The organism is Polaribacter marinaquae (assembly GCF_038019025.1).
GTDB lineage: Bacteria > Bacteroidota > Bacteroidia > Flavobacteriales > Flavobacteriaceae > Polaribacter > Polaribacter marinaquae.
The window spans coordinates 2,823,572-2,836,302 of the sequence record NZ_CP150496.1 but is presented as its reverse complement, the minus strand read 5'-3'; the positions used below and the strand labels follow the sequence as shown (position 1 = coordinate 2,836,302).

Below are 12,731 nucleotides of genomic sequence, written 5' to 3'. Positions count from 1 at the left end.
CAAAACTACACCCAATCTGTATCTTTTATATACCAATTTGAACGATTTATACTCCTCTTAGAAACAATTTTACACCTACCGAGCATTTTGCCCAACTACTTTTATCAAAACTAAAAACACAATTTAAATGAAAAATTTTTACTTATTATTAATTCTTGTCTTTGGGTGTATAGCATATACCGGCGCACAAGTAAAGGTAACAGGGAGTGTAGTTTCCAATACAGACAACCTCCCTATACCAAATGTATCTATTACTGTTAAGGGGAATAACAGTAAAGGAACTGCTACAGATTTTGACGGAAATTTTAAATTATCTCTAAACAATCAAACAGGTACTTTAGTATTTTCTTCTTTAGGCTACGAAACAAAAGAAATGGCTTTTAACGGTAATCAAGTTTTAAAGGTAACTTTAAAAGAAACTTCAAGTTCTTTAGACGAAATTGTAATTGTTGGTTACGGTTCTCAAAAAAGATCAGATGTTACTGGTGCAATATCTTCTGTAAAAAGCGAAAACTTTAACAAAGGGGTTGTTGCCAATGCAGGACAATTATTACAAGGTAAAGTTGCCGGTGTAAATGTATCCTCTAATAGTGGTGAACCTGGTGCTACACAAGATGTAATTATTAGAGGAGTTGGTAGTTTAAGATCTGGTACAACACCACTTTACATTGTAGATGGTTTTGCTTTAGACAACACAAATAATGGTGTTGCTTCTAACCCATTAAACTTTATCAATCCTCAAGACATCGAAAGTATAGAAGTTTTAAAAGATGCATCTTCTGCAGCAATTTATGGTTCTAGAGCTGCCAATGGTGTTATTGTAATTACTACTAAAAAAGGAAAAAAAGGAAAAACAAAAATAAACCTAACACTTTCTAGTGGTTATGCTACGATTGCTAATAAAATAGCCGTTTTTTCTGCTGATGAGTTTAGAGCTAATGTAAATGCCGTAAACGGTACTTTGGCAGATGGTGGTGGTGCTACAGATTGGCAAAAAGAACTTACAAGAGCTGCCATTTCTAATAACATTAACTTTTCTATGAGTGGTGGTACAGAAAATTCTTCTTATGCTGCTTCTATTGGTTTAGATGACCAAGAAGGAATTTTAAGAAACAGTAATTTAAAACGCTATTCTGGTCGTTTAAATTTATCACAAAAAGCAATAAACGATAAATTAAACGTAACTTTTAATTTAACGGCTACCAAATTAGACAACACAAGACCAAATTCTAATGCAGTTGTTGGTAATATGCTAAGTTTAAATCCTACGGATACACCTTATGAAAACGGTACGTTAAAAGGGAATTTAAGCAACGATATTTTAAATCCGTTTATTGCAGAATCACTTTACGGAGACTTTACAAATAACAATCGTATTCTAGCAAACATTGCACCTTCTTATAAAATCACAAAAGGGTTAACTTATAAGTTAAACATGGGTGTAGACTACTCTATCACAGAAAGAGATGTGCAAAACTTACCATATGCTACAGAAACCAATACAACATTGGGTAGTGTAAATACAGCTACTACAAAAAACAGCAATACACTTGTAGAAAACACGTTAACTTACAATTTGTATGGTGATAAAAGTAGTTTTACATTTTTAGCAGGTCATACTTACCAGCAAACAGAAGTTAGTCAAAAACAATTTTTCTTAGAAGGTTTTCCAGACAATGGTGTAGAACCAAGGTATCAATTAGAAACTGCAAATCAACAAACAACGCAATCGGCTTTTGCAACTAAAAACGAGTTACAATCTTTCTTCGGAAGACTTAATTATACTTACGACGATAAATACTTAGTAACAGCAACAATGCGTGCAGATGGTTCTTCTAAGTTTGGTAAGAATAACAGATATGGATATTTTCCTTCGGTTGCATTGGGTTGGAATATAAGCAACGAAAACTTTTTAGCAAATTCTACTGCAATTAACAACTTAAAATTAAGAGCAAGTTGGGGACAAACAGGTAGTCAAGAAATACCTTCTAAAATTACCAAAGCAAGTTATACAGAAAGCAACTCTAATAACGACACATATCCTTTAGATAGTGGTGCTACAGATTTAAGTGGTTACCCTTACGGTTCTATTTTTACACGTTTAGCCAATCCAAATATTCAGTGGGAAGTTGCTACACAAACCAACATTGGTTTAGACTTTAGTTTACTTAATTATAAATTAACAGGTACTATCGATTATTTTAATAAAGTTACAGACAACATTTTATTAGAAGTTGCTCCTACAGATCCTATTGTTCCTGTTTCTACTTACTGGACGAACATTCCGAATATGGAAATCGAAAACAATGGTGTAGAAATCGCTTTAGATTATAAAGACTATGTAAACGATCGTTTTACTTATAATTTTGGAGGTAATATTTCTTTTACAAAAAACACTGTAAACAACTCCCCTTACAAAATTTTAACCACAGGAGCTGCTCGAGGTGCAGGACAAACAGGTGCTACTATTAACGGAGTTTTAAATGGCGAATCTATTGGTGCTTTTTACATGCAAGAGTTTACAGGTATTGGTGCAGATGGCTTAAATCAATTTAAAGATTCTAATAATGATGGTGAAATTTTAGATGATGACAGAGCTGTAGTTGGCAATGCCCTACCCGATTATGTATATGCTTTTTACTTAAACTTTACTTACAAAAACTTCGATTTAGGCTTTAATTTTAACGGTGCTGGCGGAAACAAAATATACAACCATGTAGCCATGTCTTCTTTTAACAAAGGTAACCTAGCCAACTCTTTTAATACGACAAACAGAGCTGTCGAGTTTTTAGATGAAGCTGCCACAAACTCTAACCTAGTCTCTACAAGGTACTTAGAAAATGGTAGTTTCTTAAGATTAAACAATGCAACCATCGGGTATAATTTATCTCCACAAAGTATCGGTTTTGGCGAAAGCATTAAAAATTTACGCTTATCAGTTACAGGTCAAAACCTATTTGTAATAACAGATTACAGCGGTTTCGATCCAGAAATTAATACAGGTAGTCCTTTAGGTGGTATCCAAACTTTTGGTATCGATTACTTTAGTTACCCAAAAAGTAAAACAATTCTTTTAAGCTTAAACGTAGAATTTTAATAAAAAAATAATGAAAAATATAATAAAAAGTACACTCATAGCATTCAGCTTCTTATGTATCTGTAGCTGTAGCGATTTAAATGAAGAGGTTTTAGATGAATCTTTAACTGGTAGCGGGCAAGCAGAAGCCATAAGTGGTGCTATTGCACCGGCATACGGGCAAGTTTCTTGGACTTGGAGACACACAAACTACTACGGTTTGCAATTGATACCTAGTGATGAGGCTATTTTACCTTACAGAGGTGGTACAGACTGGTATGATGGTGGTAAATTTTTAGCTGCACATACGCACTCTATCACTCCTACAAATGATTTGGTTAAGAGTGCTTGGACAGAACTAACTATCAATATCTCTAGAACCGTAAGTGCCATCGAAGTTTTAAGACCTTTAGCAGATGCAGGTAATACAGAGGCGGCAGGTGCTTTGTACGAGATGATTGCGCTAAGAGCCTATTTAAATATGTTAACATTAGACAGTTGGGGCTTGGTGTTTAAAAAAGAATTGTCTAGTCAAGATTCAGAAATCTTAAGAAATCAAGAGGCTGTAGATTATATAGAAAGCGAATTATTATCTGTTGTAGACCTTATAAATAATAATAAAGGTCCGGGTAGAATGACACAAGCTGCGGTTTGGGGATTTTTAGCAAGATTACACTTAAATGCTGCTGTGTATAGAGATCCTTACGGAACACCAAATTTTACGACAGAAGATATGGATAAGGTTATTACATATACCAATAACATTATCAATTCAGGGCAATTTTCTTTATCACCAGAATATTTCGACTTGTTTAATGATGATAACAATAGTAATGCAGAGTTGATATTTGCTTTAGACCAACGTGGTGTCTTAAAAAGAGAACACAGTCGTTGGGCGTATTGGTCTATTCCTGGTTCTATGTACCCAAGACCAGAGCACTTAAGTGCAGACGGTACAGATGGGCCAGCAATTACATCAGATTTTTATCAAACTTGGGTAGCTGCGTATGGTAGTGTAGACCCAGCAGATGCAGATCCTAGGTTTTTACAAAAAAACACACAAGAAGCTGCCAATGGTGTAGCAGATCTTACAGGTCTTTCTCCTTTAAACGACGAGAATAACTATTACTGCGTAGCTGCCAAAGACTTCGAAATTGATAGAGGTATTTTAAGAGGTGTGCCTTGGGCTGCAAGAAAAGATGAAAATGGTGCATTTTATACTTGTAGCGATGGATACAGAATTTACCCGGTAAAACAAATAAAAGGAAACGGAAAAGATAAAAATGTAGCCTATGTAAACCTTACAGAAAAAGTAGATTTTACCAACGAAGGTAGAGCGCATCATACAGGTTTTCGTGTGTCTAAATATCAATTTAGTCGCGCCTCTCCTAACGGAAACAACTTTAGTAGCGTAGATTTAGTATTAATGCGTTATGCAGAAATTTACATGATGCGTGCAGAAGCTAAACTAAGAAAAGGAGACAATGCGGCTGCCTTAGCAGATGTAAACATTGTAAGAACGTCTAGAACTGCACGTGCACCAATACCAACTGCTTTAAACAGTATCAATTTAGATATTTTATACAGAGAGTTAGGTTTCGAGTTCTATTGGGAAGGTTTAAGAAGAACAAACCAAATCCGTTTTAGTCATTACGAAGATTCGTGGACAGAAAAAACAGATGCCAATGTAAATAACAGGTTGTTTCCAATACCACAAGTTGCCATCGATGGTGCTTCTAACACACCAGGTTACTTAGAACAAAATAAAGGATATTAGATTTTATGTTTGATGTATGGGGGCCTTTCTTAATAAGAGGGCTCCCTTTTTTTATCAGATTCACTAAAAGTATAGCATGAAAAACATTTTGAAAAACGCACTATTGGTTTTGCTATCTATTTTGTACATAGGTTGTAAAAAAGAAACATCTAAAAAACCTTTAAATGTTATTTTGATGATAGGAGACGGTATGGGTCTTGCCCAAGTTTCTACAGCATTTTATTTCGGAAAAAACGCACCAAATTTCGAGCAATTTAAAGAAATCGGTTTTATAAAAACACAAAGTACAAGCCACACAATTACAGACTCTGCCGCAGGTGCAACTGCATTTGCAACAGGTCAAAAAACATATAAAAGAGCCATTGGTGTTTCTAAAGACAGTTTGCCTATACCTACCATAATAGAGACCTTGCAACAAAAAGGTTATCAATCTGGTTTGGTAAGCTTAACACCCATAACCCATGCTACACCTGGGGCTTTTTATGCCCATGTAAAAGATAGAGATTCGCACGAAGAAATCGCTTTAGACCTTATCGATGCGAATATCGATTTTTTTGCAGGTGGTGGTTTAAAATATTTAAAACGCAGAAAAGATAAGAAAGATTTGTATGCTGCATTGCTAGCTAAAAATTACCAACTAGATTCTGTAGCATTATCTCCTTATAATATTCACAAAAGAAATGGGTATTTATTAGCAAATGATGGTTTGCCATCTAAATTAGAAGGTAGAAAAAGCTTTTTTCAAGATGCTACACAACTGGGTTTAGACTATTTAACAGAAAAAGAGAAACCTTTCTTTTTAATGATTGAAGGTTCTTATATCGATTGGGGCGGACACGCCATGGATGCCGAATTATTAAAACAAGAAGTTTTAGATTTTGATAAAACTTTAGGGGTTGTTTTAAACTACATAAAAAAACACCCAAACACACTTTTGGTAGTTACTGCAGACCACGAAACAGGAGGCGTAAGTATTGGGAAATCGTATGTTATTGATGAAGCTACAGGCGAGAAACAAGAAGAAGTAACTAATGTTTCTATCAACTTTAACAACGACCAACATAGCGGTACTTTAATCCCTGTTTTTGCAAAAGGTCCAGGCGCACCACTTTTTAAAGGCATTTATGAAAACAATGAAATTTATCATAAAATTTTAAAAGCCATTCACAACAAATAAAAATAATGAAATACAACTCTAAAATAACACGCGTTTTGTTCCTACTTACTTTGGTAGTGCATTGCACGCTTTTTGGGCAACAAAAGCCCATCATTCATTCTCATAATGATTACTTACAATCTGTTCCTTTCTGGAACGCTTTTTCTAACGGCGCTACTTCTTTTGAAGCCGATGTTTTTTTAAAAGACAAGCAACTTTTTGTGGCGCATACGCAATCAGAAATACAACCTAAAAACACTTTTGAAACACTGTATGCAAAGCCGCTAAAAACTGTTTTAAACTTACAATATCAAGAAGGTAAAAAACTTTTGCTTTTAATCGATATCAAATCAGAAGCGGTATCTACATTAAACAAAGTAATTTCTGTACTAAAAAAATATCCTAGCATACACAATAGTAACAACATCAAAATTGTAATTTCTGGTAACAGACCTCCTGCAAACACCTACAACACTTACCCTTCTTATATATATTTTGATTATCAAGAATTAGGTACAGAGGTATCAAAAAAAGCATGGGATAAAATAGGAATGGTAAGTTTAAGTTTTAAGCGTTTTTCTGAATGGAACGGTAAAGGAAGATTGACGCACGATGATGCTACCAAAGTTAAAAACATCATAGCAAAAGCAAAAAAAACTAAAAAGCCTTTTCGTTTTTGGGCAAGTCCAGATTCTAAAAGAGCTTGGAGAACTTTGGCTGATATGGGGGTAGACATTATAAATACAGACAAGCCATTTTTATGTGCCTCTTACTTTAAATCTTTGCCAAATAGAGCTATTACGGCAACAACGTTTTCTAAGGTATACCAACCATCTTACAGTGCAGATCAAAAAGATTTACCAGTAAAAAATATTATTCTATTAATTGGTGATGGCAATGGTTTGGCTCAAATATCTGCCACAACTTTGGCAAATAATGGCAAGTTATCTTTAACGCAACTAAAAAGTATTGGTTTTATAAAAACACAAGCTGCAGATGATTTTACAACAGATTCTGCTGCTGCAGGTACAGCTTTGGCTACGGGTATCAAAACAAATAACAGAGCCATTGGTACAGATCCGTTTAGAAAACCGATTCAGAATATTACAGAAATTTTAAGCAGTTCTAACTTTTCTACGGCTTGCATAACAACAGACAATATTATCGGGGCTACCCCTGCTTCTTTTTATGCACATGCCATCGACAGGTCTGATGATGCTATCATTTCTAAGCATCTTATCAATAGCAAGCTCAACTTATTTATTGGTGGTGGCGGTGCTAATTTTAAAAACACCTCTTTGGCTAGTAATTTTACCATTTTGCCTTCTTTAGACAATTTAGAAAATACAACGGCAGATAAAGTGGGTATATTTACAGCTGCACATGGTTTAAAAACCGTTATGAACGGTAGAGGAAACCTACTTGCCAACGCTACAAAAAAAGGCTTAGACTTTTTGCATAAAAAAAACAAACCCTTCTTTTTAATGGTAGAAGCTGCCAAAATAGACCATGCAGGTCATGCAAATGATACCGCCGGTATTTTAGCCGAATCAATCGATTTTGACAAAGCCATTACAGAGGCTTTAAAGTTTGCAGATACGCATCCAGATACTTTGGTAATTATTACCGCAGACCACGAAACTTCTGGCTTTAGCATTCCGCAGGGTAATGTAAAAAAACACCAAATAGAAGGTTATTTTGCTTCGTATGACCACACGGCTATTATGGTACCTATTTTTGCTTACGGGCCAATGTCTCACGAATTTCAGGGAGTTTATGAAAACAACGAGGTGTTTCATAAAATTATGAAAATTCTAAAAAAATAGTATTCAAAACACTTCGCTTTTCAATTAAAAACCCCAAACAAATGTTTGGGGTTTTTAAGTATAACATCTTTAGGATGCTGTATGTAGTTCTTGCATAATTTCTGCAAATAATTGGTACGATTTAATGCGGTCTTCGATGTCATAAATATTGGTTACCGCAATCAATTCATCTGCTTGGGTTTCTTCTAAAAACGTTTTTACTTGTGCTTTTACAGTAGCTTTGCTTCCTATAAAAGAATACTTTAACATTTGATGTACTTGCGGATGTTCTAAAATTTCTTGATGCTCTTCTGTAAATGTTGTGGGTGGTTTTACACCACTTCTCTTACCTGTAAGCAAGCCTACAATTAATTGTATTAAAGAGGTTGCAATTCGCTTTGCTTCTTCATCTGTATCTGCTATGATAATATTTACACCTGCCATTACATAGGGTTTTTCTAAGGCATCCGAAGGCTGAAATTCTTCTCTATAAATTTTTATGGCTGTTGCTAAATAGGTGGTTGCAAAATGACTTGCGAATGCATACGGTAAGCCTTTTTTGGCGGCTAAATGTGCGCTATCTGTACTAGATCCTAAAATATAAATAGGTACTGCAGCCCCTTCTGCCACTGGCGCTCTTACTGCGGTATTCCTATTGTCTTTCGAAAAATATTGCTGAATTTTAGCAACTTCTCTAGGAAAATCTTGGGCTGCCGACATAAAGTCTGAACGAATCGCTGCCGCTGTTGCCCTATCCGTTCCTGGTGCTCTACCCAACCCTAAATCGATTCTGTTGGGGTGCAATGCTGCCAATGTACCAAATTGTTCTGCCACAATTAAAGGCGAATGATTGGGCAACATAATTCCGCCAGAACCAATACGTAAGGTGTTGGTTGCCTGTGCAGCGTGCCCTATTAAAATTGCTGTGGCACTAGAACCTATGTGTTCTGAGTTGTGGTGCTCTGCCAACCAATATCTTGTAAAACCTGCTTTTTCTGCACTTTGTGCTAATGCAACAATATTTGCAAAGGTGTCTTTTAAGGTGGCATTTTGCGATATCAAAGCCAAATCTAATATCGAATATAAGGTATTCTTAGCGTTCATTATATGTAAGCGTTTATCTGTAAATAACTCTTTGTTACTTTTTAGGGGACCGCAAAGTTACAGAACCTTTTTAGTTGTTGGCGCTAAGAATCTGTTAATTCTTGCAATACAACTATCAATACAAACTATGGTTTACAGTAGAAGCATTACCTGTATATTGCAACTGTTACATCGATGTTTTCTTTTTCGACTTTATCGCTACTTTTACTTCTTTAATGCGTACATAAATTAATTTTAAGCGTCCGTTTGCCGTATCTCTTCTTTCAATTTCAAAAGCTGGTATCGATTTTATCAAAGGGGTTAATTTTTGAAAACCGTAATTTCTAGAATCAAAATTAGGTTGTTTCTTTTGCAACAAACCACCAACATCTCCTAAAAATGCCCAACCATCATCATCGGCAACATCGTCTATGGTACTTGCTATAAATCGTATTTCTTTTTGGGTAATGGTATCGTACTTGTTTTTTGGTACGCGAGCCGTTGTTGTTGTCTCTTGCTCGTTATCTTCGTTGTCTTCGTTTTCTTGCTTTAAGATTTCGATGTAAATAAATTTATCGCAGGCTACAATAAACGGGTTCGGTGTTTTCTTTTCTCCCAAACCATATACTTTCATGCCAGCTTCTCTTAAACGTGTTGCCAAACGTGTAAAATCGCTATCACTAGACACCAAACAAAAACCATCTACTTTTTCTGAATATAAAATATCCATAGCATCGATAATCATGGCAGAATCTGTGGCATTTTTACCGGTAGTATAGCCATATTGCTGAATAGGTGTAATGGCATTTTCTAGCAACATGTTTTTCCATTTAGACAAGTGTGGCTTGGTCCAATCTCCATAAATACGTTTGATGGTTGGGTTACCATATTTGGCAATTTCCTCCATCATTTCTTTAACGTAGGCAGAAGGTATGTTATCTCCGTCTATTAATACTGCTAGTTTGATATCCATAGTTATCTATATAAAGTTTGTTTCTATAAAGATAGTGGGTTTCTTAGAACTGATAAAACTTAACTTGTTTAAATACTGTTTTAAGATTTTAGTACTTAAGCTTATGGCGACTTCATAGAGATTTAGTAACTTTCAGTTTTTAAACTTGAATAGCAACCCATGGGATTATTTAATAAAATACTAGGCAATGCCAGCGAAATTTCTACCGAAAAACTAACAGACAAGTACCAACAATTGTTGGTCGATAACGAACAAATAGAACTTGGTTTTAAATTGTTAAGAGATACGTTTATGTTTACCAACAAACGCCTAATTTTAGTAGACATACAAGGCATTACCGGTAGTAAAGTTGAATACAAATCGTTGCCTTACAAAAGCATCTCTAGATTTTCTTTAGAAACTTCTGGTACTTTTGATTTGGATGCCGAATTAAAAATTTGGATTTCGAGTGAAAACATCCCTTCCGTAAGCAAAAAGTTTAACAAAAGCATTAATGTGTACGAAGTACAAAAGTACTTGGCTAGTAAAGTGATGTAGATACTGTGCCTACAAAACCTTATTTTTTACCTTTCACTACAATTTAGTAATACCTCGCCTTTAAAATAAAGTCGAGGTATTACCAATAATTACTTTTTAGAATTCTTTGCGGCTGCACTTTGTGCTCTTGCTGCAAAACCCCCCTTAGTTACACCTCCAGATTTTGATGCTCCTGCAGTACTACTTTGAATTCTTGAAGCTGCTGCACTTGACATTGATTTTGATTTACTCATAATAATTTATTTAAAGTTTTAAGAAGTACTTTACTTCCTTTTACACTTCAAAGATGCATAAGATTATAGTTAATATTTCTTGTTTGTGACGAAGTACTATTATTTGTGATAAAAGCTATCTTTTTTGTGATTTCTAATTAAACTTCTACAAATATTAGTATTTTAGTTTTCCAAAAAATTGAAACACACCCTAATGAAAAAGCTTTATGATAAGTTCTTAAATGAACTTGAATATCTTATGGATAATGCCCCTTTTTTCTTAATTATTTTAGCATTATTAATACTTCGTAACCTTTACAACTACATTATTAAAAGATATTATAAAAGTGAAAATACCGAATTAGAAAACTTAAATAACAAGTTACAAGAAGAAAAAAACTTAAACCAGCAAAAGCTTAAGAGCTATGAGCATTTAGAAAAAGAAAGTCTTACAAATAAAAATGAATTATTAAAAGTAAAACAAGAACTTACTGAAACGAAAAAGATTTATTTTGAAAGTTTAAACAAAAAAGAACAAGAAATAGCAAAACATAAAGAAACCAATACGCATCAAAAAAGAACGTATGAAAGATATGTTAATTTTAAAACAGTAGAAGCAAACAACACTAGATTGGGTGCACATTTTATTAAAAATGTTATTAGCCAGATATATGATGATATAGAGCAAACAGAAAAAAGTTACAAAACCTTTTTAGGCATTAGCTTTAGTGTTAAAAATACCAAAAGAAAAATACCCCCAATTAAGGCTTTAAAAAACATCTTTAAATTATTAGATTATAATGTTACTGCTTTACACAAAGAAAACACTTCTTTAAAAGAAGAACTAGAACACATACACATGTTTTTAGACCTAATTAAATACTTAAAACCAAATACAAACATTCAGTTTAACAATACATTAAAAAGAGAGCAAAACAACACTATTAAAATTAAACCCACACTCTTTTTTCCGTTTGTAGAAAATGCATTAAAACATGGTAACTTAAATAATAAGCATTCTTTTATTAGTATTATTTTAAAAGAAAACGAACACAAACAATTAAGCTATTGTTTGGTAAATAGTGCAGAGCAACGATTAAATTATACTACAGAAGTTACAACACCAACTAGCTTTGGTTTAAATGCCTTGCAACAATTGTTAAACGCTTATTACCCAAAAAGTAAATTAGAACATAAAGCACTACCTAACAACCAATATCTCTCTGAATTAACACTAAGCCTGCATTAAATGATACGTTATATTTTGGTGGATGACGACCCACAAACTTTAGAAAGAGTTCGAGAAAAAATTGACATTATTGCTAAGGATTACGCCCTACAACACGTTAAAAGCTATGATAGTTCTAGAAAGGCTTTTGAAGATATAAACGAACATGATTTTGATTTGTTGATTGTAGATTTTGATATGCCTGTGTATAATGGTTTAGAATTGGCTAAAAAAGTAGCTACTCATAAAAAAGTAATATTTTTAACCTCTACCATTAACAATGAGCAAAAAGTAATTAACCGTTTAGATATTTCTGGTTTCTTAAGCAAACCTTTTGAAATAGAAGAATTTGAAGCCATTTTAAAAGAGAAGATTCTTGGTAAAGTAAACAACCAAAAACCGTATAAAAAAGGCGATTTGGTTATGCTAGCCATCTCTAAAAACAAAAATATTGGTATCTACCCAGAAGAAATCTATTTTATTAGTTCTGCTTTAATAAGTTCTGGGCATAAAATAATAGACAATAAAAAAGTAAAGGCAGAAAAACCACAAAGTAATCATGTACATTTTTATGGAAAAAATGATAAAATCGAATTTGAATCTATAAGAATAACGATTAATGATTTGGAATTAAATCTTTATAAGTTTGGTTTTAGAAAAATCAATCAAAGTACCTTAATTAATACCAATTACATTAGAAATATAGACAGTCGTAACCTAGAATTATATTATTGTAAAACACCTTTTGAAATTAGTAATAAAGAAAAAACAAGGTTTTTAGAAAATATTTAATGCCACCATTAATTTTTAACAAGCTAGGGTAACAGGCTATAGATTTTATAAGAGACCTTTAATTTTAAAATAAAAAGATACTACCTTTAAAA

At 33.7% G+C, this 12,731-nt stretch carries 10 protein-coding genes; 7 read left to right on the top strand and 3 right to left on the bottom strand.

Going from position 1 to position 12,731, the window contains the following annotated elements; genetic code table 11:
• Window positions 1-127 precede the first annotated feature (127 nt).
• The 4 genes from WG950_RS12585 (at window position 128) to WG950_RS12570 (ending at window position 7,835) form a co-directional block, all read left to right on the top strand.
• Window positions 128-3,097 (top strand): TonB-dependent receptor, encoded by a 2,970-nt coding sequence (locus WG950_RS12585; protein WP_340932813.1) that lies wholly within the window; start codon window positions 128-130, stop codon window positions 3,095-3,097.
• Between the two features lie 10 nt (window positions 3,098-3,107).
• On the top strand, window positions 3,108-4,853 hold the full coding sequence (locus WG950_RS12580; RefSeq protein WP_340932810.1) for a RagB/SusD family nutrient uptake outer membrane protein: 1,746 nt from the start codon (window positions 3,108-3,110) through the stop codon (window positions 4,851-4,853).
• Window positions 4,854-4,929: 76 nt separating this feature from the next.
• A complete protein-coding gene (locus tag WG950_RS12575) occupies window positions 4,930-6,030 on the top strand; it encodes an alkaline phosphatase (RefSeq protein ID WP_340932809.1) in 1,101 nt (366 codons plus the stop codon).
• 5 nt (window positions 6,031-6,035) lie between these two features.
• Window positions 6,036-7,835 carry an alkaline phosphatase gene (locus WG950_RS12570; protein ID WP_340932807.1) on the top strand — a complete coding sequence of 600 codons (1,800 nt, stop codon included), beginning with the start codon at window positions 6,036-6,038 and terminating at the stop codon, window positions 7,833-7,835.
• Window positions 7,836-7,904: 69 nt separating this feature from the next.
• Here the strand turns inward: WG950_RS12570 and WG950_RS12565 are convergent, their stop codons facing one another.
• Complete coding sequence (locus WG950_RS12565) at window positions 7,905-8,918, bottom strand: LLM class flavin-dependent oxidoreductase (RefSeq protein ID WP_340932805.1); 1,014 nt, start codon at window positions 8,916-8,918, stop codon at window positions 7,905-7,907.
• Between the two features lie 166 nt (window positions 8,919-9,084).
• The gene (locus WG950_RS12560) at window positions 9,085-9,870 is read right to left on the bottom strand and encodes an NYN domain-containing protein (protein WP_340932803.1); all 786 of its coding nucleotides are present in this window, start codon (window positions 9,868-9,870) and stop codon (window positions 9,085-9,087) included.
• Between the two features lie 159 nt (window positions 9,871-10,029).
• On the opposite strand from WG950_RS12560, the gene WG950_RS12555 reads away from it, so the two are divergent.
• Window positions 10,030-10,407 carry a PH domain-containing protein gene (locus WG950_RS12555; protein ID WP_079737138.1) on the top strand — a complete coding sequence of 126 codons (378 nt, stop codon included), beginning with the start codon at window positions 10,030-10,032 and terminating at the stop codon, window positions 10,405-10,407.
• A gap of 89 nt (window positions 10,408-10,496) precedes the next feature.
• On the opposite strand, the gene WG950_RS12550 is transcribed toward WG950_RS12555, so the two are convergent.
• On the bottom strand, window positions 10,497-10,640 hold the full coding sequence (locus WG950_RS12550; protein ID WP_340932802.1) for a hypothetical protein: 144 nt from the start codon (window positions 10,638-10,640) through the stop codon (window positions 10,497-10,499).
• Between the two features lie 193 nt (window positions 10,641-10,833).
• Here WG950_RS12550 and WG950_RS12545 point away from each other — a divergent pair, with 193 nt between their 5' ends.
• Complete coding sequence (locus WG950_RS12545) at window positions 10,834-11,868, top strand: hypothetical protein (protein WP_149025875.1); 1,035 nt, start codon at window positions 10,834-10,836, stop codon at window positions 11,866-11,868.
• Window positions 11,869-12,639, top strand: coding sequence for a LytR/AlgR family response regulator transcription factor (locus tag WG950_RS12540; protein WP_340932800.1), 771 nt, complete (start codon window positions 11,869-11,871; stop codon window positions 12,637-12,639).
• The last annotated feature ends 92 nt before the right edge of the window (window positions 12,640-12,731 follow it).